The organism is Thermomonas sp. S9 (assembly GCF_024704365.1).
Lineage (GTDB): Bacteria > Pseudomonadota > Gammaproteobacteria > Xanthomonadales > Xanthomonadaceae > Thermomonas.
In genome coordinates this window covers 1,408,301-1,432,165 of sequence record NZ_JAJDFY010000001.1, presented here as the reverse complement: position 1 = coordinate 1,432,165, position 23,865 = coordinate 1,408,301, and the positions used below count along the sequence as shown (strand labels likewise).

The 23,865-nt window shown below is 67.6% G+C and carries 25 protein-coding genes and 1 pseudogene; 11 read left to right on the top strand and 15 right to left on the bottom strand.

The features are described from left to right. Positions 1 to 27: 27 nt before the first annotated feature. Positions 28 to 2,016 carry an SDR family oxidoreductase gene (locus tag LJB71_RS07120; protein ID WP_259303640.1) on the bottom strand — a complete coding sequence of 663 codons (1,989 nt, stop codon included), beginning with the start codon at positions 2,014 to 2,016 and terminating at the stop codon, positions 28 to 30. 148 nt (positions 2,017 to 2,164) lie between these two features. Between LJB71_RS07120 and LJB71_RS07115 the strand changes: the two genes are divergently transcribed. Genes LJB71_RS07115 through LJB71_RS07105 form a run of 3 tightly spaced genes read left to right on the top strand, consistent with a single transcriptional unit; the run spans position 2,165 to position 3,069 of the window. Next, a complete protein-coding gene (locus tag LJB71_RS07115) occupies positions 2,165 to 2,422 on the top strand; it encodes an acyl-CoA-binding protein (protein WP_259303639.1) in 258 nt (85 codons plus the stop codon). 19 nt (positions 2,423 to 2,441) lie between these two features. Next, positions 2,442 to 2,684: a TetR/AcrR family transcriptional regulator gene (locus LJB71_RS07110; protein ID WP_259303638.1), complete on the top strand. Its 243-nt coding sequence runs from the start codon at positions 2,442 to 2,444 to the stop codon at positions 2,682 to 2,684. Next, complete coding sequence (locus LJB71_RS07105) at positions 2,677 to 3,069, top strand: TetR/AcrR family transcriptional regulator (protein WP_259303637.1); 393 nt, start codon at positions 2,677 to 2,679, stop codon at positions 3,067 to 3,069. The genes LJB71_RS07110 and LJB71_RS07105 overlap by 8 nt, the downstream gene beginning before the upstream one ends. Here the strand turns inward: LJB71_RS07105 and LJB71_RS07100 are convergent. Then, the gene (locus tag LJB71_RS07100) at positions 3,057 to 3,200 is read right to left on the bottom strand and encodes a hypothetical protein (protein ID WP_259303636.1); all 144 of its coding nucleotides are present in this window, start codon (positions 3,198 to 3,200) and stop codon (positions 3,057 to 3,059) included. The two genes, LJB71_RS07105 and LJB71_RS07100, sit on opposite strands and share 13 nt — an antisense overlap. Before the next feature lie 147 nt (positions 3,201 to 3,347). Between LJB71_RS07100 and LJB71_RS07095 the strand changes: the two genes are divergently transcribed. Beyond that, positions 3,348 to 4,205, top strand: coding sequence for a hypothetical protein (locus LJB71_RS07095; protein ID WP_259303635.1), 858 nt, complete (start codon positions 3,348 to 3,350; stop codon positions 4,203 to 4,205). Between the two features lie 153 nt (positions 4,206 to 4,358). On the opposite strand, the gene LJB71_RS07090 is transcribed toward LJB71_RS07095, so the two are convergent. The 4 genes from LJB71_RS07090 to LJB71_RS07075 all read right to left on the bottom strand — a co-directional run bounded on the left by LJB71_RS07090 (position 4,359) and on the right by LJB71_RS07075 (position 9,083). After that, the gene (locus tag LJB71_RS07090; protein WP_259303634.1) at positions 4,359 to 4,688 is read right to left on the bottom strand and encodes a hypothetical protein; all 330 of its coding nucleotides are present in this window, start codon (positions 4,686 to 4,688) and stop codon (positions 4,359 to 4,361) included. After that, on the bottom strand, positions 4,633 to 5,478 hold the full coding sequence (locus LJB71_RS07085; protein ID WP_259303633.1) for an MraY family glycosyltransferase: 846 nt from the start codon (positions 5,476 to 5,478) through the stop codon (positions 4,633 to 4,635). The genes LJB71_RS07090 and LJB71_RS07085 overlap by 56 nt, the downstream gene beginning before the upstream one ends. A gap of 30 nt (positions 5,479 to 5,508) precedes the next feature. Next, complete coding sequence (locus LJB71_RS07080) at positions 5,509 to 6,738, bottom strand: ABC transporter ATP-binding protein (protein ID WP_259303632.1); 1,230 nt, start codon at positions 6,736 to 6,738, stop codon at positions 5,509 to 5,511. A gap of 476 nt (positions 6,739 to 7,214) precedes the next feature. Continuing rightward, a complete protein-coding gene (locus LJB71_RS07075; protein ID WP_259303631.1) occupies positions 7,215 to 9,083 on the bottom strand; it encodes an asparagine synthase-related protein in 1,869 nt (622 codons plus the stop codon). 190 nt (positions 9,084 to 9,273) lie between these two features. On the opposite strand from LJB71_RS07075, the gene LJB71_RS07070 reads away from it, so the two are divergent. From LJB71_RS07070 to LJB71_RS07050, 5 genes are all read left to right on the top strand, one after another. Continuing rightward, a complete protein-coding gene (locus LJB71_RS07070; RefSeq protein WP_259303630.1) occupies positions 9,274 to 9,807 on the top strand; it encodes a hypothetical protein in 534 nt (177 codons plus the stop codon). Between the two features lie 34 nt (positions 9,808 to 9,841). Next, positions 9,842 to 10,450, top strand: a complete 609-nt coding sequence (locus LJB71_RS07065) for a hypothetical protein (protein WP_259303629.1) — start codon at positions 9,842 to 9,844, stop codon at positions 10,448 to 10,450. A gap of 26 nt (positions 10,451 to 10,476) precedes the next feature. Next, a complete protein-coding gene (locus tag LJB71_RS07060) occupies positions 10,477 to 10,626 on the top strand; it encodes a lasso RiPP family leader peptide-containing protein (protein ID WP_259303628.1) in 150 nt (49 codons plus the stop codon). Between the two features lie 311 nt (positions 10,627 to 10,937). Beyond that, positions 10,938 to 11,372 carry a lasso peptide biosynthesis B2 protein gene (locus LJB71_RS07055; protein WP_310649438.1) on the top strand — a complete coding sequence of 145 codons (435 nt, stop codon included), beginning with the start codon at positions 10,938 to 10,940 and terminating at the stop codon, positions 11,370 to 11,372. 263 nt (positions 11,373 to 11,635) lie between these two features. Next, the gene (locus LJB71_RS07050) at positions 11,636 to 12,298 is read left to right on the top strand and encodes a hypothetical protein (protein ID WP_259303627.1); all 663 of its coding nucleotides are present in this window, start codon (positions 11,636 to 11,638) and stop codon (positions 12,296 to 12,298) included. Here the strand turns inward: LJB71_RS07050 and LJB71_RS07045 are convergent. Genes LJB71_RS07045 through LJB71_RS07025 form a run of 5 tightly spaced genes read right to left on the bottom strand, consistent with a single transcriptional unit; the run spans position 12,286 to position 17,253 of the window. Continuing rightward, complete coding sequence (locus LJB71_RS07045) at positions 12,286 to 13,296, bottom strand: NAD-dependent epimerase (RefSeq protein ID WP_259303626.1); 1,011 nt, start codon at positions 13,294 to 13,296, stop codon at positions 12,286 to 12,288. The genes LJB71_RS07050 and LJB71_RS07045 overlap by 13 nt on opposite strands. 27 nt (positions 13,297 to 13,323) lie before the next feature. Then, on the bottom strand, positions 13,324 to 14,439 hold the full coding sequence (locus LJB71_RS07040) for a nucleotidyltransferase family protein (RefSeq protein ID WP_259303625.1): 1,116 nt from the start codon (positions 14,437 to 14,439) through the stop codon (positions 13,324 to 13,326). After that, positions 14,436 to 15,659: a glycosyltransferase family 4 protein gene (locus LJB71_RS07035; protein ID WP_259303624.1), complete on the bottom strand. Its 1,224-nt coding sequence runs from the start codon at positions 15,657 to 15,659 to the stop codon at positions 14,436 to 14,438. The genes LJB71_RS07040 and LJB71_RS07035 overlap by 4 nt, the downstream gene beginning before the upstream one ends. 8 nt (positions 15,660 to 15,667) lie before the next feature. Beyond that, positions 15,668 to 15,880, bottom strand: a complete 213-nt coding sequence (locus tag LJB71_RS07030; RefSeq protein ID WP_259303623.1) for a hypothetical protein — start codon at positions 15,878 to 15,880, stop codon at positions 15,668 to 15,670. Beyond that, a complete protein-coding gene (locus tag LJB71_RS07025) occupies positions 15,880 to 17,253 on the bottom strand; it encodes a heparinase II/III family protein (RefSeq protein ID WP_259303622.1) in 1,374 nt (457 codons plus the stop codon). Before LJB71_RS07025 ends, LJB71_RS07030 begins: the two co-directional genes overlap by 1 nt. A 105-nt stretch (positions 17,254 to 17,358) precedes the next feature. Between LJB71_RS07025 and LJB71_RS07020 the strand changes: the two genes are divergently transcribed. Together LJB71_RS07020 and LJB71_RS07015 are read left to right on the top strand one after the other, a co-directional pair. Further along, positions 17,359 to 17,610 carry a type II toxin-antitoxin system prevent-host-death family antitoxin gene (locus LJB71_RS07020; RefSeq protein WP_259303621.1) on the top strand — a complete coding sequence of 84 codons (252 nt, stop codon included), beginning with the start codon at positions 17,359 to 17,361 and terminating at the stop codon, positions 17,608 to 17,610. Continuing rightward, a complete protein-coding gene (locus LJB71_RS07015) occupies positions 17,610 to 18,023 on the top strand; it encodes a type II toxin-antitoxin system VapC family toxin (protein WP_259303620.1) in 414 nt (137 codons plus the stop codon). The genes LJB71_RS07020 and LJB71_RS07015 overlap by 1 nt, the downstream gene beginning before the upstream one ends. 62 nt (positions 18,024 to 18,085) lie before the next feature. Here LJB71_RS07015 and wecB read toward each other — a convergent pair whose 3' ends face one another. From wecB to rfbC, 4 genes and pseudogenes are all read right to left on the bottom strand, one after another. Further along, positions 18,086 to 21,130 (bottom strand): UDP-N-acetylglucosamine 2-epimerase (non-hydrolyzing), encoded by a 3,045-nt coding sequence (wecB, locus tag LJB71_RS07010; RefSeq protein WP_259303619.1) that lies wholly within the window; start codon positions 21,128 to 21,130, stop codon positions 18,086 to 18,088. Positions 21,131 to 21,329: 199 nt separating this feature from the next. Then, complete coding sequence (locus LJB71_RS07005; protein WP_259304758.1) at positions 21,330 to 21,920, bottom strand: class I SAM-dependent methyltransferase; 591 nt, start codon at positions 21,918 to 21,920, stop codon at positions 21,330 to 21,332. A gap of 161 nt (positions 21,921 to 22,081) precedes the next feature. Beyond that, complete coding sequence (locus LJB71_RS07000) at positions 22,082 to 23,179, bottom strand: glycosyltransferase family 4 protein (RefSeq protein ID WP_259304757.1); 1,098 nt, start codon at positions 23,177 to 23,179, stop codon at positions 22,082 to 22,084. Positions 23,180 to 23,282: 103 nt separating this feature from the next. Next, positions 23,283 to 23,863 (bottom strand): annotated as a pseudogene (gene rfbC, locus LJB71_RS06995) (dTDP-4-dehydrorhamnose 3,5-epimerase). Positions 23,864 to 23,865: the final 2 nt, after the last annotated feature.

Genomic DNA, 23,865 nt, shown 5'->3' with positions numbered 1-23,865 from the left:
GCCGGGCGCCTGCTCCCCGGCTGCGCCCTACCAGTGCACCCCGCGCATCAGCGCCGCGAACGCGATCTGCTCCTGGCTGGGCGTCTCATCGCGCAGCGCCTGCTTGTCGCCCTTGGCCGCGGCGGAATCCGGGAACAGCTCGAACGCGGTGTTCATCACCGCCTCGTAGGCCTTCGGTGCCAGCGCATTGATCACCGCCGCGAAGATGCCCAGGCGGGTCGCGATCCGGCTGGGCTTCTCGATGATGCCCTTCACCACCAGGTCGGCGGCCTCGTCCGGGGTCAGGGTCGGCACGCTGTCGTACATCTTGGTCGGTGCGATCATCGGCGTCTTCACCAGCGGCATGTTGATGGTGGTGAAGCAGATGCCCTTGCCCGACAGCTCACCCTGCGCGCAGCGGCTGAACGCATCCAGCGCCGCCTTGCTGGCGACGTAGGCCGAGAACCGCGGCGAATTCGCCAGCACCCCGATCGAGCTGATGTTGATGATGTGGCCCTTGCGGCGGTGGGTCATCGACGGCATGAAGCCCATGATCAGGCGCAGGCTGCCGAAGTAGTTCAGCTGCATGGTGCGCTCGAAGTCGTGGAAGCGGTCGTAGCTGAGCTCGATCGAACGCCGGATCGAGCGGCCGGCGTTGTTGACCAGGATGTCCACGTGCCCATGCTCCTTGAGCACGGTCGCCACCAGGCGGTCGCAGTCGGCCATGTCCGCGAGGTCGGCGGTGTAGGCGAACACCTTGCCGCCGGCCGCCTTCATCGCATCGCGCGCCTTGAACAGCTCCTCTTCGCCGCGCGCCACGATCACGGTGGTCGCGCCCGCCGCCGCCACTTTCTGCGCGGTGGCCAGGCCAATCCCCGAGGAACCGCCGGTGATCACCACCACCTTGCCCTTGACCTTGCCCTTCAGGCTGCGGTCGATGAACAGGTCGGGGTCGAGGTGGCGCTCCCAGTAATCCCACAGCCGCCACGCGTAGTCCTCCAGCCGCGGCACCGCGATCCCGCTGCCCTTGAGCGCGCGCTCGGCCTCGCGGTTGTCGAAGCGGGTGGGATAGGTGATGAACTTCAGCACTTCCTTGGGGATGCGGAAGTCGCGCAGCAGCATGGTCATGAAGCGCCGCACCGGCGGCAGGCCGCCGACCGCCATGCGCACGCTGCCGGGCACGAACGCGAACATGCGCGCGTCGATGCGCATGCTCATCTCCGGCGCATGCCCGGCGCGCGCAAACACATTCAGCACCTCGCCCACCCGCAGCGGCTCGGGATCGGTGAGGTGGAAGCAGTGCCCGTCCAGCCGCGGCTTGTGCGCGATGTGGTCGAGCGCATCGGCCACGAAATCCACCGGCACGATGTTGATGCGCCCGCCCTCGATGCCCAGCATCGGCATCCACGGCGGCAGCGCCTGGCGCAGCTTCTTGAGGAAGGTGAAGAAGTAGTACGGGCCGTCGATCTTGTCGATCTCGCCGGTCTGCGAGTGGCCCACCACCATGCCCGGGCGGTAGATGCGCCACTTGATGCGCTGCTCGGCGCGCACCAGCCCCTCGGACTCATGCTTGGTGCGCAGGTAGGGATCGTCCAGCCCTTCGGCCTCCTCGAACATGTCCTCGCGGAACACGCCCGGGTACAGCCCCGCCGCGGCGATCGAGCTGACGTGGTGGAAGCAGCCGGCATCCAGCGCCCCCGCCAGCTCCAGCGCATTGCGGGTGCCCTCGACGTTGGCCGCGCGCATGCTCTCGGCGCTGGCGGCCATGTCGTAGATCGCGGCCAGGTGGAAGAAATGCCTGACCTTGCCGGACAGCGCGCGCAGCTGGGCGGCGGACAGCCCGCAGCGCGCTCCGGTCATCTCGCCGGTGACCGGCAGCACGCGCTTGCGGTCCCAGCCGCGCTGCCTGGCCAGCGCCTCGAACTTCTTCAGCGAGTCCTTGCGCACCAGCACATGGATGCTGCCTTTGCGCTTGAGCAGGTTGTCGATCAGGAAACGGCCGATGAAGCCGGTGCCGCCGGTGACGAAGTAAGCCATTGCGCGCTCCCCAGGATGTCATCGGCGCGATGGTGCGCCGCCTCCGGCCTACGTTGCCAGAGCCGCGCGCGCCCGACAATTCCCCCGCGTATTGACCGGCCACCGGGTGCATGCTGATATGCCGCTTCCAACAGCACGGGGAACCACCATGGCCGACCTCAAAGCCCTGTTCGAGCAAGCCGCGCAGGACATCAAGACCCTGTCCGAGCGCCCCGACAACGACACCCTGCTGCGCCTGTACGCGCTTTACAAGCAGGGTTCGGAAGGCGACGTCAGCGGCCCCAAGCCCGGGTTCTTCGACTTCGTGGGCACCGCCAAGTACGAGGCCTGGGCCAAGCTGAAGGGCACTTCGCAGGACGAGGCGATGCAGAAGTACGTGGACCTAGTGAAGAAGCTGACCGCCTGACCCGCGCCCGTCGCCGCCGATGGCCCGCCAGACCCGCCAGCGCATCCTCGATGCCGCACTTGCCATGTTCAACGCGCAGGGCGAGCCGAACGTCACCACCAACCACATCGCCGACGAGCTGGAGATCAGCCCCGGCAACCTGTACTACCACTTCCGCAACAAGGACGACATCATCGAGCAGCTGTTCGCCGGCTACGAGGCGCGGATGGATGCCGCGCTGTCGGCACCGGAAGGGCGGCTGCCGGGGCTGGAGGATGTCTGAGCTGCAGCTGCACCTGGTGTTCGAGTGCATCTGGGACTACCGCTTCCTGTACCGCGACCTGGTGGACATCCTCAGCCGCAACCGGCGCCTGCGCCTGCGCTTCGCGCGCATCCTCAAGCGCGCCGACGAACAGGCACATGCGGTGATGCGAGGGCTGGTGCAGGCCGGGGTGATGCGCGCCTCGGCCGACGAGCTGGACGCCGCGGCCACCAACGTGCTGGTGGTGGCCACCTTCTGGATGAACTACGCCGCCGCGCGCGGCGACCGCGACGAGCAGGCCTCGATCCGCGACGGCATCGTGCAGGTGATGATGCTGATCGCCCCGTTCCTGCGCGACGCCGAGCGCGTCCACCTCAACACCCTGACCCGCGCCTACCTCGACTGATCGCGCGGCGGTCGCGGCGTCCGCCGCACCCGCGCCAGCAGGCCCAGGGCGGCCAGCCACCAGTGGCGGGCGGTCGGCACGAACCGCAGCAGCGGCAGCCGGCGCGGGGCGGGCTTGCGGGATGCGGGCATGGCGGGCTTCCTCCCGGGCGCGATGGCCGCAGGGTGCGGCCGGCGGCTGGAGCAAACACACTACCCCCACCGAGCCCCACGCCCCTCTTGCCAGCCGCCGCCGCCCGCAGGATGCTGGCCTTCGCGCTTCCCGACAGGACCTTCCGCATGGCCAGCAAGAAAGCCGCCGCCTGGGCGCCCTTCCCGCACGATGCCAAGCCGTTCGCGTATGCGGGCGAGGCGTTGAAGAACGCCTGGCCCAAGCTGCACGCCGGCGATGGCGAGCCCTATCCCGACGCGAAGCGCGCCGCCGCGCTGCTGAAAGCGGCGGGCAAGGCCGCCCCCAAACTGGATGCCGACGCGCTGGCGACCGCGCTGCAGGAGGCCTGGCGGGCCTTCCATCGCGGCGATTTCCAGGCCGCGTTCCGCGCCGGCGAGGCGCTGGGGCCGGTCGGCGCCTCGGTGGCGGTGAAGGCCATCGGCATCCACGCCACCTACCTGGTGGACGACGACGATGAAAAGCTCAAGCGCTTCGAGCGCGCCGCCGCACTGGCCGAGACGGCGGTGCAGGCACTGCCGGACGAGGCCAACAGCCACTACCGGCTGGCATTCGCCCTCGGCCGCTACAGCCAGGGCTTGTCGATCGCCAAGGCGCTGAAGCTGGGCATCGCCGGCAAGGTGCGCACGGCGCTGGACACCGCGCTGGAGCTGGCCCCCAAGCATGCCGAGGCGCATACCGCGATGGCGGTGTACCACGCCGAGATCGTCGCCAAGATCGGCGCGATGCTGGCCGGCCTGACCTACGGCGCCAAGGCTGTGGAAGCCGAAAAGCACATCGCCACCGCGCTGAAGCTGACCCCGGCTTCGCCGATCGCGCACGTCGAGCACGGCAACGTGCTGCTGTTGCTGGACGAACGCCGCAACGAGGACGCCGCCGCCGCGGCCTACGAAAAAGCGAGCAAGTGCAAGCCGCTGGACGCGATGGAAGCACTGGACGCCGCCTGGGCGGCGGATCAGCTGGAATAAGCGGCTGCCCCGTTCGCCCCGAGCGTGTCGAAGGGCGCCGCGGCAGGATCAGGCCGATCGCCATTCCCGTTCATGGTTCGACAGGCTCACCACGAACGGGAACCGAGCCCTACGACGAACGGGAACTTGGCGTCGCGCGCGCGGAAATCAGCCTCACTCCGCTTCCGGCAGCGCGGCGCGACGGCTTTCCGGGCAGGCCGGCGCGCGCCGCAGGCGGCGGAAGAAGGCCACCGCGCGTTCGCGGCGCGCGGTCAGCCAGTACCAGCCGACGCACAGCAGCCCGAAGGCCAGCAGCAGCAGCGGCGGCGGCACCTGCATGCGCTTGAGCCAGGCGGCGGTGAACCCGAGCAGCAGGCTGACCCAGGCCAGGTGCACGGCAGCGCGGGTCGGCCCGAAGCCGGCGTCCTGCAGGATGTGGTGGATGTGATTACGATCGGCCGAGAACGGCGAGCGCCCTTCCTTGAGCCGGCGCACGATCAGCACCAGGCAGTCCATCACCGGGATCGGCAGCATCCACAGCGCCAGCACCGGGATCACCGGATGCGCAGGGGGTCTGGGTCAGGCGGAAGCTGACCCAGGCGATCACCAGCCCCAGCATCGCGCTGCCGGCATTGCCCAGGAACACCTTGGCGCGCGGCCGCCACGGCAGGCGCATGTTCCACAGCAGAAAGCCCGCCAGCGCGCCCACCAGCACCGACAGCCGCGCCGCCAGCAGTTCGTTGCCCGAGTAGATCGCCGCCGCGGTCAGCATCGCCAGCGCCGCCAGCCCGAGCAGCCCGCACAGGCCGTCGGCGCCGTCGATCATGTTCATCGCATTGATCACGCCGAGGGTGGCGAAGAGGGTGAACGGCACCGAGAGCCAGCCCAACGCGGTCGGACTCATCCCGAACACCGGGCCGAGGTACTCCACCCGTACCCCGCCCCAATAGATGATCAGCAGCGCCGCCACGGTCTGGCCGAGGATGCGCCAGTACCAGCGCAGGTCGTACAGGTCATCCAGCACGCCGAGCACGATCAGCAGTGCGGAAGCGGCCAGGAACGACAGCGCCGCCGCGCTGAGCGTGCCGCTCCAGAGAAACAGAACCAGGACGGCGAGGAAGATGGCGATCCCACCGGTGACCGGGGTCGGCACGGCGTGATCCTTGCGCCCGGCCGGATGGTCCAGCAGGTTCAGCCGCCGCGCCAGCGGCTGCAACGCCCACAGCAAGCCGGCGGTGAGGACGAACGCCGCCAGCATCCAGTTCGCATCGAACCCCTGGAACTTCGAGAACATCGGCCTGCCTTCCCTGCAGTTGGGCCCAGTCTAATCGCTTTCGGCATGATCGTGATGGGCATCACCGATTTTTTCCCAACGCCCGTCCACGAGCCGGATCACCCGGTCCGCCAGCGCCAGGCTGGCCGGGCGGTGGGTGATCAGCAGCACGGTGCGCTCGCGCAGCACCGCATGGCATTCCGCGATGAATTCGGCCTCGCCAGCAGGGTCGAACATCGCGGTCGCCTCATCCAGAATCAGGATCGGCGGATCCTTCAGCAGTGCCCGCGCCAGGGCGATGCGCTGCCGCTGCCCGCCCGACAGCCGCACGCCCTGATCGCCGATCACGGTGTCGTAGCCCTGCGGCAGGGCCTGGATGAAGTCGTGCGCGCGCGCCGCGCGTGCGGCCCGTTCGATCGCCGCCTGGTCCGCATCGGCGCGCCCGTAGGCGATGTTGTCGCGGATCGAGGCATGCCACAGCAGGACCTGCTGCGACACCAGCCCGATCCCGCCGCGCAGGGCGCTCAGGCGAAAGCGCGCCAGCGGTATCCCGCCGATGCGAATCTGGCCCCGCTGCGGCTCGTGCAGGCGCAGCAGCAGATGCGCCAGGGTGCTCTTGCCTGCCCCATTGGGCCCGGTGATGGCCAGCGTCTCCCCGGCCCGAATGCGCAGCGAGACATCGGTGAAGAGCGGCGGCCGCCCGGGATAGGCGAAGGCGACGCGGTCGAACACGAGATCACCGCCTTTGGGAATGGCATCGACATCGCCCACATCCGCTTCCGGTGCCGTCCGCATCACCTCCAGCAGCCGCTGCGCGGCACCGCGGGCCGTCTGCGCCTGTCCATAGACACTGGCGAGCTGGCTGAGCGGGTTCACCAGCACCAGCCCGTACAGGAACACGCTGACCAGCCCGCCGACCTGCAGTTGGCCCGCCAGGATCTGCCGGCCCGCCAGCCCCAGCAGCGCCAGCACCAGCCCGGCGCCCGCGATCTGCACCAGCGGCAGGATCGCCCCCTGCCAGCGCACCTGGCGCAACTGCGCCTCCGCCAGCCGGTGCGCCCCCTCCCGATACCGGCGCGCCTCCAGGGCATCGGTGGCGAACGCCTTGAGCACCGGCAGCAGTTCCAGATTCTGCTCGGCCAGCCCGGACTGCGCGGCCCAGGCCTGCATGGTGGCCTGCCCCAGCGGCCGCAGGCGGCGGCCGGCGAGCTTGAGCAGCAGCAGGATCAACGGCAGCGCCAGGGCCACCGCCCAGGCGATGAGGGGCGCCAGGTGCCACATCACCAGCCAGGCCCCGGCCAGGGGTCACCAGCAGCGGCAGCAGCGGCAGGATGGCGCCGGTGAGGAAATCCCCGATCCGATGGATGTCCCCGGTGAGCAGCGCCAGCACCTCGCCGCGCTGACGAGCGTGATGCCAGCCCAATGGCAAGGCCTGCAAATGGGCATACACGCGACTGCCCGCCTCTGCCACCAGCCGGCCGCTGACTTTCTGCAGCTGCACCGCGGTGACATAGCCCAGGACGGCCTGCGCGGAAAACGCGCCGAACAGCCCCCACAGCAGCGGGCCGACGCCCTGCGCATGCAGCAGCCGCGCGACCACCTGCCCGCCCAGCCACGGCTGCACCAGGGTCGCGATGCTCTGCAGCAGCATCAGCAGCAGGGCCAGCCCCAATGCCGGCAGATGCGGGCGCAGCCACGGCGCGCCGGCGCGCCACGCATCCCGAAACCCCGCGCTCATGCTGGCCGTCCCGCGCCCATCAATGCTCCCATGCCACCTTGTGTGCATTGTGCTGCAGCCAGTGCTCCAGCAACACCAGCACGCGCAGCTGCCAGACGCCGTCCAGATACCCGTCCTGCCAGCGCCGGGCCAGGCGCAGGAAGCGCGCGCGATCCACCCAGAGCGCAACCGCCGGGCCGCTGCCGCGCTGAAAGCTCCGCACCATGCCATCCAGTACCGACTGCAGCATGAGGCGGTCGAAGTGCGAGCCCAGGTGCACCTTGTCGCCGCGCCACACCACCTCGGCCGGCAGCAGCGGCGCGACCGCGCGCCGCATGATCCATTTCAGATGCCCCTCGCGCAGGCGAAACTCCAGCGGCAGCCAGGCCGCGAACTCGATCAGGGCGCGATCGAGCAGCGGACAGCGCATTTCGATCCCGGCATGCCGCATGCGCTGCTGGAACCGGGCCGTGCCCTCCTGCGTGATCAGCCCCATGAAGCTCTCGGTGGGCAAGCCAGAAGCCGGCGGGCGCGGCCGGCGTAGCGACGCCAGATAGTCGCGCATGCGCGCGCGCAGCTTCAAGCGCGCGATGGCCTGCGGATTCAGACAGGCCACACGCAGGCGGGGCGCGACCTCCAGATGCGCCCGCACATCGCGGATGCGCTCGCGCAGCCACCAGGGCAAACGGCTGCTCACGCGCAGGCGCCGCACTTCCGCTTCCATCCAGGGCGCGACGGAGAGCGCATCCTGCAGCCGCGCATTGCGCAGGGCCTCGCCGCGCCCGGCGCGCACCTGACGCTCCAGCAGATCCTCGTAGAAAAACAGCAGGTCGCCGTCCAGGCCATTCATCATCACCTGCACGCCTGCCTTTGCCGCCTGCCGCTCGAACAGGGGCAGAAACCCGTTGCGCCCGTAGATGAAGCGCGGCAGCTGCGCGGTGACCGTGCGCGCCTGCGCAGGCGATGCCTGCGGATCGGCCAGATCGATCACCTGCGCCGGGGTATCGAGAAACGCCAACGTGGCCGCGATGGCGCGGGTCTCGGGGCAGTCGGCCTGACCATGATCCACCAGGGAAAAGGCTTGCAGCCGCCCGGGTGCGTGCCGCTGCGCCAGCGCCAGCACCACGGCCGAATCCAGCCCGCCGCTGAACTGGACGCCGGCCTGCACGCCATCCGCCAGCCGCTTGCGCACGGCTTCGTCCAGATGCCAGCGCACCCCTTCCGTCCAGCCTTCGAGGTCGTCCGCCGCCAGACCGGGATCGCGCTGCCCCGGCCGCCACCAGCGCCGCACCTGCAACTGCCCTGGCGTCGCCGTCAGCACGTGCGCGGCCGGCAGCCGCTCCACCCCGGCGATCTCGGGCTCGCGGTGCGCCAGCTGCTCGGCGCCGAACAGCGGCTCCAGCAGGCGGCGCTCCGGGATCCGCGTATCCAGCCCGCAGCATTCGGCCACGGCCTCGGGCGTGGTGCCGAACGCGATCCCGCGCGCAGGATCGAACCGGTAGAACAGCGAGCGCATTCCGATCGGATCGATGGCCGCGAACACCTGGCGCCGGCGCCAGTCGCATACCAGCAGCGCGAAGTCGCCATCCAGGCGGTCCAGCAGGCCCTCGCCCCAGCGGTGCCAGGCATGCAGCAGCAGCGCCAGCGGCGCCCGCACCTCGTCCGCGGGCGCCCCCAGCGCACGGCGCAGGCGCTCGGCCTCATACAGCGCAGCATCGGCCACCAGCAGCACGCCGGCCGCGGGATCCTGCAGCCAGCCCAGCCCTTCCCCGGGCAGCGGCACGCCCCAGCTGCGCACCGCGAGCGCGCCATCCGGCGAGCGCCAGCCAACACCCTCCACCGCCCCCAGCCCGTGGCCCGCGGCGACCTGGCCACCGTCCAGCCGGAACTCTCCCACCACCCCGCGCATTCACACCTCGTCCCTGGCCCGCCGCCTTCGCTTCGCGTCACAAAGTTCCACTTGACGAGCGAGCTTATCAAGATTAAATAGGCTTGGGTCAATCAGTCGCCGAGTGCTGCCTGCCTCCTCGAGGCGGCAGCTTTGGCGTTCTTGGACTACCGCGCCCCACACATGCCAATCCACCGGGAGGGACTACCCAATGAGCACTTCGAACGGCTTCTCCAAGACCCTGATGTTCGGCGCCATCGCGCTGGCCTGCGGGGCGCTTTATTCGGCACCGGCATCGGCGGTGACCCGTTCCTTCTACCAGAACGCTGGCGCGGCCTGCCACGGCGTGAATGCCATCAACGACAGCAAGCTCACCCGGGCAGCTGGGCGCCTCATGAACAATACGTCTTCGCCTGTGGATGTCGTCTGCGAACTAGCCTCCGACCTTACGGCAACCGCATTGGGTGGCGGCGTGGTGACCTACGTCGCGGTTTTTGCTCGCCCCATTAGCACCCCCTACGGCTCAATGTCCTGCGTCATGAGCGAAGGGTTCTTTGCCCAGTCGGGTGCCGCTACGTATCAGCCTATCGGTGGAAATCCCAAGACTTTCACGAATGGAGCTCAGATTGCTTTTTCATGGGATCCTACTTCCACTGGCCGCTACTTCTACGGCCCCATCAGCGTTCGCTGCACCATGCCGGCACGCTCAGAACTGGATGACACCTACGTCGCTTACGACCATTAAAATCGAAGCAATCGCACTCCCTTTACACTCCTAAATGTCGACGCGCACGCCGCACTGGATGGCACTTCTGCTCGCTGTTGCCTGTCTGGCATCAGCGATCAACGTGCTGTTGTATATTCGCTTGACAGATCGGCTTACGCACCTACAGATGCAACTTGGCTCGCAGCTGCACAGGGATGATGCAGATGATCAGGATCTCGCAAACGAGGGCTGGACACCCCCCTCGCAATCGCGTGTGCTGGCCAGGTCGGCTCCAACATTTGCCCCCCAAACTGAAGACAGGGCACAAGTGATCAGCCGGCTGAAAAACGTTCAACCTCCGGATCAAGCAGCGCGCGAGATGGATAAGCTCATGAGCCAGGAGCCTTCCATTCCCGGTGTTGAACAGCTTCGTGTCAAGGCGCTCCAGCAGGCCATCCAGAGCATGCCATCGGATGCCGCGCGCCCCGTTGGACTACAAACCACGTGCCGTGGGCGACGCTGTTTGATTAGCGCGGGCTTTGCAGATGAAACTCTAGCGAGTGAATGGGCCAATCGCCTGTTGCTGATGGGCGGGAAAAACCTGCCTCCTGCGGCTCGCATCATCGCGGTGCCCTTGGGCGGCGGGAGTGAAGGCGTCAACCTGCAACTATATTTGTACTAAACCATGTTCGCTTCTGGAGAAATCCAATGACTCAAAACACGCCGATGCAGCTTGCCGATCGCAAACCCTATCAAGCTCCCGCACTGATCGAATTCGGCACCTTAACCGCGCTGACGCAATCTGGTACTGCCAGTTCGCCGGAAGGCGGTATGCCGACTCCTGCGAAGAAACCCTGATAACCGCATCGCATTAATGGCTCTATCATCCCTCATGTCCCGGAGCGCATGCCGCTCCGGGCATGTGCTGTCGCAGGACGATGGCGGTGAGGCCGTCCTGCTGGACCTGGCCGGCGAGCGTTATTTCGGGCTGAACACGGTCGGTACCCGTGTCTGGCAGCTGCTGGAACACCGCATCTCCCTGCAGGAGGTCCACCGGGTTCTGTGCGCGGAATTCGACGCCCCCCGAGCGCATCGAGCGCGACCTGCTGGCGCTGGCAGAGCAGTTGCACGCCGCCGGCCTGATCACCCTGGAATGAGCCTGGCGCGGCATCTGGCGCGCTGGTGGGCACTGCCCGCGCGCGAACGCTGGGCTGTTCCCGCTGCTGCTGCTGATGCTTCCGCTGGTTTCGCTGGGCCTGTCGCTGCTGGGCTACCGCCGCATGCTGGCCCTGGTCGAACGCGTTGGCCACCGTCGCCAGCGCCATCCCGCCACTACGCAAGAGCTGGAAGCGGCGCGCCGCCTGGCGGGGCTGCTGGCGATTGCCGGCCGCCGCGGGCTACCGGCCACCTGCCTGCGCCAGGCCCTGCTGCTGCACCTGCTGCTGCGCCGGCGCGGGCTGGCCCCGCAGCTGTTGCTCGGCCTGCGCCGGACGGACGGCCAGCCGGCGATGCATGCCTGGGTGGAGCTCGAAGGCACCAGCCTCGACCCCTCGCCTCTGGAACATACCCCGTTCCGGCCCACACGGGCCAGCGACCATGATTGAACCGATGCCCGCACATGCCGCCCCGCCGACGCTCACCATCCACGCCGCGCAGCCGCAGGTAGAGGACACCCGCGCGCCCTTGCACTGCTGGACCCTGCCCGATGGCCAGCCCTGGTGCCTGGTACACCGCACCCCCGCAGGCTACCGGATGCGGTTTCCGGCGCTGGCCGATTTCCTGCTGTCCGGCGACGGGCTGCAGGTGGACTGCATCCCGGCGGCCGACACCGACGCCCCCCACCCTCCAGCACCTGTTCGCCAACCAGGTGCTGCCCGCCACGCTGGGCCTGCAGCAGCGCCCGGTGTTCCATGCCAGCGCGCTGGCCGTCGGCGGCGGCGCCGTAGCCTTTCTGGGCAGCAGCGGGCGCGGGAAATCCACCCTCGCCACCTTCCTGGCGCGGCGCGGGCATGCCCTGCTCAGCGATGACGGCCTCGAACTGCGGCAGTCCGGATCCGGCTGGCTGGCGGTTCCCAACCAGCCCTCGGTCCGCCTGTGGGAAGACAGCCGCGACGCCCTGCTCCCGGCCGAGGCCATGCCGTCGGCAGCGGTGGCCTATACCCGCAAACAGCGCTTCCCCGCGCAGGGCTGGCTATCCGTCTGCGATACACCCGTGCCGCTGCGCATGGCCTGCTTCCTGGGCGATGGCAGCGCGACGCGCCCAATCCTCGAACCCCTGCCGCCGCCGCAGGCGCACCTGGCTTGGGTGCAGCACGGGTTCCTGCTGGACGTGCACGACCGGCAGGTGCTGACGCGCCAGTTCCGGCACGTGGCGGCGCTGGCGCGCGCCGGCATCAGCTACCGGCTGGACTATCCGCGCCGCTACGAGGCGCTGCCGCAGGTGGAAACCTTGCTGCTGTCGATGCTGGAAAACACGCCGGGCTGCGCGGGAGCCCCGGTCGGCCCGCCGCCTCGGGCTCACACGCCGTAATAGCCGCGATACCAGTCCACGAACCGGGCCACGCCCGTTTCCACCGAGACCTGCGGGCGATAGCCGGTGGCGGCCACCAGATCGGAGACATCGGCCTCGGTATCCGGCACGTCGCCCGGTTGCAACGGCAGCAGTTCCATCTGCGCCTTGCGGCCCAGGTACTGCTCCAGCACCTCGATGTAGCGCAGCAGCTCCACCGGCTGTTCATTGCCGATGTTGTACAGGCGGTAAGGCGCCACGCCGCTGGTGGCCGGGTCCGGCTGCGCTCCCGACCACGCCGGATTCTTGCCAGGCACCCGGTCCAGGATGCGCACCACGCCCTCCACGATGTCGTCCACGTAAGTGAAGCTGCGCTTATGGCGGCCGTGGTTGAACACCCGGATCGGCTTGCCCTCGAGGATGGCGCGAGTGAACAGGAACAGCGCCATGTCCGGCCGTCCCCACGGACCATACACGGTAAAAAAGCGCAGCCCGGTGCAGGGAATCCCGTACAGATGGGCGTAGCTGTGCGCCATCATCTCGTTGGCTTTCTTGCTGGCTGCGTACAGCGTCAGCGGATGCTCGGTGGGCGCATGCTCGGAGAACGGCATCGCGGTGTTGGCGCCATATACCGAGCTGGTGGAGGCATACACCAGATGCTCCACGCCGTGATGACGGCAGCCCTCCAGCACGTGCAAGAAACCGACCACGTTGCTCTGCATGTACACATGCGGGTTCTCCGCGGCGTAGCGCACGCCGGCCTGCGCGGCCAGATGCACCACCCGCTGCGGCCTGTGGGCGGCGAACACCTGCTCCACCGCAGCGCGGTCGGCCAGATCGGCGGTGACGTGGGTATAGCCAGGCCGCTCCAGCAGCCGCGCCAGCCGTGCCTGCTTCAGGGTGGTGTCGTAGTAGTCGTTGAGGTTGTCGAAGCCGACGACCTCGTCGCCGCGCGCCAGCAGGCGCTGGGCGGCGTGGGAACCGATGAAGCCGGCGGTGCCGGTGACCAAAACTCGCATTTCATTACTCCAGACAGCTGAGATTTTTTATCTATTGGAAATCATGTGCCCCAAAAAGCGGCGGCATCGCATCATCAGTAAACGTGCATAGCCTTCCGCTCCATAAAGCGCGACCAGTTGCGCGTGCGTCGGCAGCAACCGCCTTGACAGCCAGCGCAAACGCGCCCTCCATCCCGGCACCGCCAGGAAATTGCGCCACTGCATGTAGCGCCAGTCGGTCAGGCGTGTCCAGTCGAGCGCCTCGCTCGCGGCGGCACGGCGCAGGTCCTCCAGCACATCGTCGGGGAACCGGGTGCAGAACAAGGCGGATGTTTCATCGAATACCCGCAGGCAGCCACCCGCGATACCGCGCGCGCGCGCTTGCCCCACGAGCTCGATCCAGTGCCCGGCCTCCAAACGCGCCGCCAGCAGATGCACGTCGAACAGCAGCTTCAACCGCTGCGGCTCGCCGGTCTGGATGTCGAGCACGCGGTTCAGGCAGGCATGCAGCACGGCGTGCACGGGCGACAGCCCGCGGATGCCGTCCGGCAATCCTGGCAGCGGCTGCGCCTGCGACCAAAGCCGCTGGAACGGGAACGCCTCCGCAAACAGCGGGGCATTGAGCAGGCGGCAATGCAGGTCGAGCTCACAGCGACTGCGACCGTCCACCCGCAGCGTGCTCTTGCGCTCGAAGAACAGCCGCCCGGGATCCGGCTCCGCCTCATAGCCCAGCGGAGACAGCAGGTCCACCGCGCGGTCGGCCTCCGCGCGCGAGGCGAACAGCAGGTCGATGTCGCGGGTGACGCGCAGGTGCGGCTGCGGATACAGCCACAGGCCCAGCGCATTGCCTTTCAACAGCAACACCCGCAATCCACCGGCCGCCAGCGCGGCAGCCGCCCGCGCCAGTTCGTGCCGGCGGAACAGATCCAGCCCGATCGCCTGCCGGACCTCCGCCTGCAGCCCGTACCGGAACGCCTGCGGCAGTTCCGGCCATTGCGGCGATGCGCGCAGAGCCGCCTCCAGCAAGGGCAGCACGCCCTCGCGCCGCGCCAGCGCCAGGCCATCCGCATCCGCCAGCGCCAGCGGCAAGGGCGCGCCCAGCAGGGCCTGCGCCAACGCTCGCCGCGCATGCTTGATCGGCAGGCTGGGGGCTGCTGCGATCATCGTGCGGCCACCCGCTCCAGCACGGCGAGCATGCGCTGCGCGAGCGTCTCGCGCGAGAACTGCGGAGCAGCCGCCCGCGCCTGCCGGCGCAGGCGCGCCATCTCCGCCGGCGCATCCGCCAGGCGCGCGATTTCCGCCGCCATCGCCGGCGGATTTTCCGGTGGCACGCACACGCCGCTGCCGGTGGCGCGCACGATGCCGGTGGCCTCGCCCTCCGGCAGGCTCATCAGGATCGGCACACCCATGCCCATCGCCTCGAACATCTTGGAGGGAATCACGGTCGCGAATAATGGCGTATCGAGCAGCGGCACGATGGCCAGGTCGCACAGGCTCCACAGCGCCGGCATCGCCTCTTTCGGCTGGCGTGGGATCAGGCGTACATTGTGCAAATTCCGCTCGAAAACCATCTGCTCCACGCGCGCACGCGCGGCACCGGAACCGGCGAAGAAAAACGCGATATCGGCGCGGTCGCGCAGCAGTTCCGCCGCCTCCAGCACCTTCGGCAACGCATGCGCCAGGCCGAGCGTGCCGATGTAGCCCGCGACGAACCTCCCTCGAGGTCGAACTTCCTTGCCAGCGCGGCATCCCGCTCGCGCGGTTGGTAGCGGCTCGAGATCCACTCCGTTGATGACGACGTGGATTTTCTCGGCAGCGATCCCGCGCAGGGTAAGGTTCTTGGGGAAGGCTCCGGTGACCGCCACGATGGCATCCGCGCGCCGATACAGAAACAGCTCCAACCGTTCCAGCAGGCCGATCATGAAGGGATTGCGCAGCGTTCCCACCGCCACGATCGAGGCCGGCCACAGGTCGCGCAGCTCGAACACGAACGGCCGCCACTTCAGGACGCCCACCATCCAGCCGGCCAGGGCGCAGAAGAACTGGGGCGAGGTCGCCACCACCACGTCCGGGCGACGCTCGAACAGACTCATCACGGTCGCCATCAGCATGAAGCTGAGGTAGTCCAGCGTGCGCTTGAGGAAGCCTTCGTTGACGGTGATGTAGGTCTTGACCCGCACCACCCGGATGCCGTCCATCCACTCCACCTGCCGCCAGGCATTGCGATAGCCGGCGAAGAGCTTTCCCTCCGGGAAGTTCGGGGCGCAGGTGATGACCGTGACCTCATGGCCGGTGCGCACCCAGCGCGTGGCGTGCTCGTAGAGTCGGGTCGCCGGGGCGTTGCCCTCGGGCGGGAAGTTGTCGGACAGGAACAGGATGCGCACGGATGAGTTCAATCCCAGTGGAAGGTGACCGCGCAGCGGGGCTGCAGGAAGCGCACCACCAGCTTGCGGGCGGGCTGCGATTCCCCGAAACGCGGACACCAGACGGTCTCTTCCATTCTCGCCGCGCCGCCCTCCACCTGCCAGCGCAGGGCCGTCTCGCCACCGGGCGCGAACAGGAACTGCGCCTCGGCCTCGCAGAAATGCCCCTCCAGCACATCCACTACCTGTAATGATCGCGCTTGCAGATGCCACTCCCGTCGATGGCGTACCCGCCCCGGCAGGCGCAGATAGCCGTCGTGCCAGGCCGACAGGGATAGCACGCCATCCTCCCCCTGCGCTGGATGTCGTGCACGCGCGCACGCCGCGCCACCCGGAACGCCGCCCACACCTCCGAGGAATCCGCGCCGTCCACCACCACCGTGTTATGCGCCGCAGTGCCGCGCTGGCGCTGGCGTTCGGCGTTGTTCTCGTAGGTGGAGGTGCCGCCGTTGACCAGCACACGGCGACCGTGCAGCGACAACTCGAAGCTCAACGTGTCGGCATGCGCATGCCCCGGCAGGTAATCCGGCCCGACCGGCGCGACATCCGCCAGCAGCAGCGCCGGCCCCGCCTGCATCCGCGCATACCCGGAGGTTTGCAACAGGTGCAGGCCCGACGATGGCAAGGGCGGCAACGCCAGGCCCAACCCGGCGGCATAGGCCTGCAAGGCGGGCAAAGGCGGCGCGATGCCGAAAGCCGCATCATTGAAGAAGGCCACATCCCCATCCGGATGCGCCATCGACGTGGCCCAGTCGAGCATGCGCACCGCCGCTTCCTGCCAGCGCGAAGCCTCCGCGCCCAGCACGTCGAAAGACCGCGAAAGCTGCAGCAGGTCCAGCACGTCCTCGGTCAGGATCGCGTGGTACATCGGGCTGCGCTCGAAATGGCCGCCATCCGCCAGCACCTGTTCGCGCAGCTCGCGTTGCAGCAGGCGCAGGCCCTCGCGCCGCCAGCGCGCGGCCTCGTCGCCGTCGAAGCAGACCCCCGCGAACACCAGCGCCTTCGCATTGGCCCACAGGTGGTTGCCCAGCAGGTGATGCTCCAGTCGGCGGCGCAGCCAGCGCACCTGCACGGCCAGGCTATCGCGCATGCCGGGCACCGGCGCGTGGCCAGCCAGCAGCCATTTCAGCCAGTTCACGATGCGCAGGGAGGTGGGATACGGCTCCCAGCCGTTGCCCTGCCCCGGCGGATTCTCCGCGATCCAGCGCGCGATCAGGGCGCGATGCCACTCCGTGCGCGCCTCGGCGCCATCCGCCACCAGATCGTCGAAATAGTGCGCGTTGTACAGCCACAGCCTGGGCCAGTCGGCGCGGTTCCAGTCGGCCGCGGCCACGACCCGGCGCTCGACCGACAGGAAGCGGAACACTTCCGGCCCCAGCAGCGACGGCACGCGCGCGCAGGGCTGCCAGCGTCCCGGCGGCAACGCCAGCGCCGGCGCCGGGCGCAGGTCGGGCGTCGGCCGGTACAGGAGATGCCAGGCACGGCCATACCACTGCACCGGCCGCAGCCAGCGCAGGGTGTGCCAGTAGCGAGCGAGAACGTTCCTTCCGGCCATGCCGGCTCCGCTGCCTTTATCCGGTGCATCATATCCAATGCATAGGCATTGCCAACGCTGTCCAGCCAATCTATATTCTGGCTAGCTATATTTTGAGAATTCGCGATGCCCAGCATTCCGATCGCCGAAGCCAAGAACCGGTTCTCCGAACTGGTCGCACGCGCCGAAGCCGGGGAGGACATCGCCGTCACCCGGCACGGCAAGCCCGTGGCGCGGTTGGTGCCAGCCCGTGCCCGTATCGGCAGCAAGTCCCGGCAAGCGCAGACGCAACAGGCATTCCAGCGCCTGGCCCAACTTCGGCGCGGCACGACCCTGGATGGCGATCTCAAGGCCATCGCCCGGCAGGGCCTGGACTGATGCCGTTCGTACTGGACAACTCGGTGGTCTGCGGCTGGCTGCTGGACTCGCAATCCAATCCCTACACCGAAGCCGTGGCCCAACTGCTGCTGCACGACCATGCGCATGCGCCGCCCTTGCTTCACCTGGAGTACGCCAACGTCATGCGTACCGCCTGCAAGCGCGGAGTGATGATCGCGCAGCAGGCCCAGGCCGCCATCCAACAATTGGCGCTGCTGCCGATCCAGACCGACAAGGTCCCGCCGGAACCAGCGCAACTACTCGCGCTGGCGCTGCGCTACGACCTCAGCGCATACGACGCCGCCTATCTGGAACTGGCACTGCGCCTGCAACTCCCCATCGCCACCGTGGACGCCGCGCTGGCCGATGCCGCCCGTGCCGCCGGCGTTGGCGTGGTTACGGCGGAGGCTTGATCCACCCCGCACCGAACTGCAGGGATCGGAGCCAGCCCTAATCCGTCATCTGACGAGTCCGGTCACCCGCACGCCAGCAGCCGCTCCAGCGTTGCCACGATGCGCTCGCCCGTGTGGCCATCCCACAGTGGCGGCACCTGCCCCTGCTTCCACTGCCCGTCGAACAACCGCGCCAGTGCCGGCGCCAGCTTGGCCGGATCGGTGCCGATCAGTTCGTTGGTGCCGATCTCCACGGTCTCCGGGCGCTCGGTGTTGTCGCGCAGGGTCAGGCAGGGCACGCCCATCACCGTGGTTTCCTCAGTGATGCCGCCGGAATCGGTGATCACGCCCTTGGCGTGCTTCGCCAGCCAATTGAACTCCAGGTAAGGCTGCGGATCGACCAGCAGCAGATTGGCCGGGAAATCGGGCAGCTCGCGCAGGGTCCTGGCCGTGCGCGGATGCACCGGGAACACCACCGGCAAGCCGCGGCAGCCATCGCCGATCGCGCGCAGCAGGCGACCAAAGCTCTCGGCGCTGTCCACGTTGGCCGGCCGGTGCAAGGTGGCGACGAAATATCCACCCGGCTGCAGGCCTATGGTTTCCACGAACGGTGGCGGCCGCAGACGCTCCAGGTTCGCCAGCAGGGTGTCGATCATGGTGTTGCCGACGAAGAAGATGCGCGCCTCCTCCACGCCCGCGCGGCGCAGGTTGGCATTGGCGTGCTCGCTGGTGGTGAAGAACCAGTTGGTCACCGCATCCGTGGCCAGCCGGTTGATTTCCTCCGGCATCGTCCAGTCACCGGAGCGGATCCCGGCCTCCACGTGCGCGACCGGCACGTGCAGCTTCTGCGCGGTGATGGCGCAGGCCATGGTGGAAGTGACATCCCCCACCACCAGGCAGCAGGCGCTGCGCTGCTGCATCAGCACGCGCTCGTAGCCAAGCATGATTCCGGCGGTCTGCTCGGCCTGCGTCCCCGAGCCGACCTCCAGGTTCACGTCCGGCGCGGGGATGCCCAGCTGCGCGAAAAACTCGCCCGACATGCGCGGGTCATAGTGCTGCCCGGTGTGCACCAGCCGCCAGCGCAGCGGCCCGCCGGCGTCACGCCGCGCCTGCAGCGCGTGCAGGATCGGCGCGATCTTCATGAAGTTCGGGCGCGCGCCCGCGATGATGTCCAGCAGCACGCTCACGCGCCGCCCTCCAGCACCCGCTGCGCCTCGATGCTGGCGCGGCTCACCTCCAGCACCTCGTCCAGCGGAATGGGCGCGGGCGTCTGCCCGCGTACCGCGTCCATGAAGGCGCGGGCGCAGGCGGCCTGGCCCTTGTCCTGCCGCCACAGGCGCAGGCGCGAAAAAGCCCGTCCAGCCCCAGCCGCGCAGGACGCGGAAGTTGTCCAGCTGCAACACGCGCCCGGCGCAGAACACCTCCAGGCGCTCCTTGGGAAAGCCTTTATGGCCGTTTGAAAGATAGTGGATCGTCCCCACCGAGCCGTCCGCAAAGACCAGGGTAAGAGTCGCCTTGTCGTCGCGCACGGCCAGGCTCGGATGCGCGCCCAGCGCCTGTGCATGCCAGTCCACGATCGGCGCGCCGGCCAGGTGCCGCAGCAGGTCGATGAAGTGGCAGCCTTCGCCGACGATGCGCCCGCCGCCCACGGCCTTGTCCTGCGTCCAGTGGTCGGCCGGAATCGCGCCGGCATTCACCGTCATGATGAAGCTCTTGGGCTCCGCGACCCCGGCCAGCAGTTGCCGGATCTTCACCACCTGCGGCGCGAAGCGGCGGTTGAAGCCCACCATCAGCCGCTGGCCCGGCCGCGCCCGCGCCTCGGCCTCGATCGCGGCCAGCTCCTCCAGCGTCAGGCACAGCGGCTTCTCGCAGAACACATGCTTGCCGGCCCGCAGCGCCGCCAGCACCTGGCGTGCATGGGCGTCGTGGCGGGTGGCGATCACCACCGTGTCCACGTCGGCATCCGCCACGCACGCGTCCCAATCGGTGGACGCCTTGCGGAAGCCGAACTTCCTGCCGAAATGCACCGCACTGACGCCACCACCACTGGCGAGCGAGTGCAACTGCGCGCCCGCTGCCCTGAACGCCGGGATCAGCACCCGCCCGGCATAGTTGCCCGCACCGATGAAGGCCAGCGTGCCTTGTGCCGCCACGGCAGCATCCGCCGGCGGGGCCAGCGCCACCGTGCGTTCCAGCAGGCGCGCCGCATCGTCGCGCGGGTACTCCAGCACGATGCCCAGCGACGGCTCGCTGGAGGACAGCAGCGCATAGGCCGCCTCGGCCTGCTCCAGCGGGAAGCGATGCGACACCAGCGGCGCCACGGTGAGCGCGCCGCTGGCCAGCATGTCCAGCACTGCCTCGAAATTGCGCTGCTCGGTCCAGCGCACGAAGCCCACCGGATAGTCGTGCCCCTGCTCCTCGTACGCCGGGTCGTAGCGGCCCGGGCCGTAGCTGCAGCTGACCTGGAAGCTCAGCTCCTTCTCGTAGAAATCCGCCCGCGACAGCGCAAGGCCCGCAACCCCCACCAGCACGATGCGGCCGCGCTTGCGGCACATCTGCGCGGCCTGGTGCACCGGCGCGTTGCTGCGGGTGGAGGCGGTGATCAGCACCGCGTCCACCCCGCGCCCGCGCGAGAATGCCTGCGCCGCGGCCAGCACGTCCTCGCCCGTGCCCGGATTCACCACCACTTCCGCGCCCAGCTGGCGCGCCAGCGCGCAGCGCGCGGGGTCGAAGTCGATGCCCAGCACCCGGCAGCCCTGCGCGCGCAGCAGCTGCACGGTCAGCAGGCCGATCAGGCCCAAGCCGGTCACCACCACGCACTCGCCCAGCGTCGGTTGCGCCAGGCGGATGCCCTGCAAGCCGATGGCCGCCAGCACCGTGAACACCGCTTGCTCGTCGCCGACCCCATCCGGCACCTTCGCGCACAGCGTCTGCGGCACGCACACCACCTGCGCATGCCTGCCGTTGGTCACCACCCGGTCGCCGACCGCAAAGCCGCTGACGCCGCGCCCGACCGCGATCACCGTCCCCACATTGCAGTACCCCAGCGCCAGCGGCTGGTCCAGCTTGCTGCGCACCGCTTCCAGGGTGGCGGCCAGGCCGTCGGTGCGGACCTTTTCCAGCACCATCCGCACTTTGTCCGGCTGAGCTGCGCGCCTTGGCGATCCAGCCCGCCTTGCCGAACTCCACCAGCATCCGCTCGGTGCCGGCCGACACCAGCGTGGCCTGCGTCTGGATGGCCAGCTGACCGGGCCCGGGGCGCGGCGCCGGCACCTCCAGCAGCGTGGTCTGGCCGGTCTTGAGGCTTTGCAGGATCTGTTTCATGTTTCAGCCTGCGGTTGCATTCTGATCTTTCCTCGCGACATAGATCATCAAGGCAGGACGAGAAATAACAAGCCTCATCCAGGCCGGAACACAGGAGTCGAAACCGCGCACATCCATCACAGACATGCCAAAATTCCTGACAAGCGACTCTACCCCCGTGCGGGAAATTTCGAGAATCGAAACCGACAGATACTCAAAAACATTGACCCCAAACAATCCGAGGAACTTTCTCACCAGCTTCTGTAAACCACGCGATAAAGAAAAGTTCGGGGGAACAGAGAAAATGAAAAAACCGTCATTCCGAAGCACTCTTGACACCTCGCCAATCAGGCGGGATGCATCAGGGAGATACTCGATGACACTAAAACAAACGATCCCATCGAAGTGACCATCTTCAAAACGCGACAAGTCACGAACATCCCCATGAATCCAATCCACCTGGACTGCAGGGCCTTCCAGAGCCACCTTCGCAGCATCGAGCATGGCGCGTGATCCATCCAGCGCAGCGACGCACGCGCCGCGATCGAGCAAGACACGCGTAAATACCCCACTACCGCAGCCAAGATCGAGCCAGCGCTGGCCAGCAACCACCACGGAGGCCAACAGGTCATTCAGTATTGCAAACCGGCGCGCGAAAGCCCCAGAGCGGTACCGCGATGACCACGAATGTGATAGGGTGTCATGGAATTGCACCGGATCCCTGCCCATCTCCTGCACCCCATCCCGCAGTCGAATTTCCCGATAAAAACATCAAATCAATTCCGACACATCATGCAGGAGTTGACCGCGTCAGTGACAGCATCGAGATAGGCCCGGATCACGACGCGCTCATCATATTCCTCTTCCACCAGCCGGCGCGAGGCAACGCCCATCGCCTTTCTCGCCACCGCCGGTAGCGCTGCAAACCGCGCCAGTGCATCGGCCAGGGCCCGCGCATCCCGAACTGGGACCTGGTATCCATTATCGCCGTGCCGCACCACATCGCGGCAGCCCGGCGCATCCGTGGTTATGAGCGGCTTGCCCATGGCGGCCGCCTCCAGCAAGGATCGCGGCGTCCCTTCTCGATAAGAGGGTAGTACCACGACGTCCGCCTCGGCCAGATGAGGCCGCACATCATCCGCCGCGCCCAGGAATGACACCAGTCCCTCGCGCTGCCAGGCTTCGATTTCCGGTCGCGGCACGGCAGCAGGGTTGGCCTCATCCAGGAATCCGAGCAGGCGCGCATCATAGTGAATCCCACGGGCACGCAGCATGCGAAAAGCCTCGGCGAATTCACGCACGCCCTTGTCCAGCAGCAGGCGCGCGCACATCAAAGCCACCAGGGGGCGTCCATCTTCGGACGCGGACGCGACCGGCGAGAAACGGTCGAGATCAACACCAGAGCCGGGCAGAACGGCGGTCTTTCCCGGCGCCACCAGCCCGGCATCCACGAACAGGGCACGATCATCGCGATTCTGGAAAAAAACACGATGGGAGCGCCGCAACGCGCTCCGGTATAAAAATCTTGCTACCCGATTCAACCACCCCCGGCGAATGAATGCCGTCCCCAGCCCGGCAATGTTGTTGACCACCGGAATACCCAACAGCTGAGCCGCGAGTGAGCCATAGACATTGGGCTTGATGGTGAAGCCAAGAAAAGCGGCTGGACGCAAGCGCCGCAATAGCCGCCAGTATGAAAACAGCAGCTGCAAATCCTGCACGGGGTTGACCCCGTGCGCATTCATTCGCAGCGGAATCAGTTCGCACCCCAATTCCCGCACACGCCGGGCATGATCATCCGCGGGTGCCAGCACCACCACATGAAACCCAGCCTTCTGCAGCGCCGCAACCAGCCCGGCGCGGAAGTTGACCACGTTCAAGCGCTGTTAACCGAAAGTACCAGCACACGCATCATGCTCACGATGAATACCGAAGAGAAATGATCAATAAAGCGCAAAAAGGCGGCGCAAACCAGGATCAGATGCGACCACCGAATGCGCCCGCTTCATATACCGGGAGCCAATCCACCCGGATTCCATTCAAGACCGGCGCCACCGCGTCTTTTCGCCGAAAGCCTGACATCATCCAAAGGCCAGGCAATTTTCAGATCGGGATCGTTCCAGCGAATCGATTTCTCGCTGGACGGATCATAAGGCGCAGTACAGAGGTAGGAAAAAGCTGCATCATCTGTGAGCGCGAGGAATCCATGCGCAAATCCCGGGGCACCCAAAGCTGCAGCCTGTTTTCCGAATTCAAAATTACGGAGAAATGTTTCCCAAAGGTCGGCGAACCCCTGCGCAGATCCACGGCGACATCGAACACCTCCCCATGCATGACGCTGACGAGCTTTCCTGCGGATTACCCGGCCATTGATAGTGCAACCCGCGCAGCACTCCACGATGCGAACATGACACATTGTACTGAACGAACCTCGCCGGTAGGCCGGCCGCGCCATAGCGCGCCGCATTCCAGCCCTCGTAAAAGCAGCCGCGCCCATCGCAATGAATCGCCGGCGCGATCAGGACGCAATCCGCCAACCCGGTATCCTTGATTTCCATGC